Below are 1,136 nucleotides of genomic sequence, written 5' to 3'. Positions count from 1 at the left end.
CTCAACGGCGTGACGTGAGGCTTCCTCCAGATACGACATGACAACCGGATTTGAACCAACAGGACCATGAACCAGCCGATGCACCAACCGCCCGCTGTCGAACGCCCCACTACCGTCGAAGCCGGTGGGAAATGGCACGCCACGGAAAGCCTCGACGCGCTGGTCGCGCTCGAATCATCGCCCGATGGCTTGTCGCAGGGGGAAGCCTCGACACGGCTGGCGCAATACGGGCCGAATGCGCTGCCCGAGGGCCGGCGCGCCGGCCCGCTGCGCCGCTTCCTGCGGCAGTTCAACAATCTGCTGATCTACGTCCTGCTCGCTGCCGCGGCGATCACCTCAGGGCTCGGCCACTGGATCGACACCGGGGTGATCCTCGCCGTGGTGCTGGTCAACGCAATCATCGGCTTCGTGCAGGAAGGCCGCGCCGAGGCCGCCATCGCCGCGCTGCACAGGATGCTGGCGCCGCAGGCCACGGTGCTGCGCGACGGCCAGCGGCTGCGCGTCCCGGCCGAACAACTCGTTCCCGGCGACGTGATCCTGGTCGAGGCCGGCGACCGTGTGCCGGCCGACGCCCGGCTGATCGAGGCCAGCCGCCTGAAGGCGCAGGAAGCGATCCTCACGGGCGAATCCGTGCCGGTCGAGAAATCCTCCGAGGCGGTCGCCGAAGACGCCCCGCTGGGTGAACGCAGGGGGATGCTGTTCTCGGGCACGCTCATCGTCGCCGGACAGGGCCGCGCGGTCGTGACCGCGACCGGCAGCGCGACCGAGATCGGCCGGATCAGCGGGATGCTGGGCGCGGTTGAGGAACTGACCACGCCGCTGTTGCGCAAGATGGACGCCTTTGCCCGCTGGATCACGGCGCTGATTCTGTTCGGCGCGGGGCTGCTTCTGCTCTACGGCCATTTCGTCCAGCACCACCCGTTCGAAGAGCTGTTCATGACCGTCGTCGGGCTCGCGGTCGCGGCGATCCCCGAGGGCCTGCCGGCGGTTCTGACCATCACGCTCGCCGTGGGCGTGCGCAAGATGGCCGACCGCCATGCCATCGTCCGCCGCCTGCCGGCGATCGAGACGCTCGGCGCGCTGACGGTGATCTGCACCGACAAGACCGGCACGCTGACCCGCAACGAGATGATGGC

General features: G+C 68.7%; 1 protein-coding gene. It reads left to right on the top strand.

What is annotated here, in order from left to right; all coding sequences use genetic code 11:
- Window positions 1-66: 66 nt before the first annotated feature.
- On the top strand, window positions 67-1,136 hold a 1,070-nt coding region (locus F3H26_RS19295), incomplete at its 3' end, for a cation-translocating P-type ATPase (protein ID WP_149777578.1).

The organism is Ruegeria intermedia, assembly GCF_900129345.1.
Taxonomy (GTDB): domain Bacteria; phylum Pseudomonadota; class Alphaproteobacteria; order Rhodobacterales; family Rhodobacteraceae; genus Ruegeria; species Ruegeria intermedia.
Note: the sequence above shows the minus strand (reverse complement) of the source record. Positions and strands in the feature narration are given on the sequence as shown.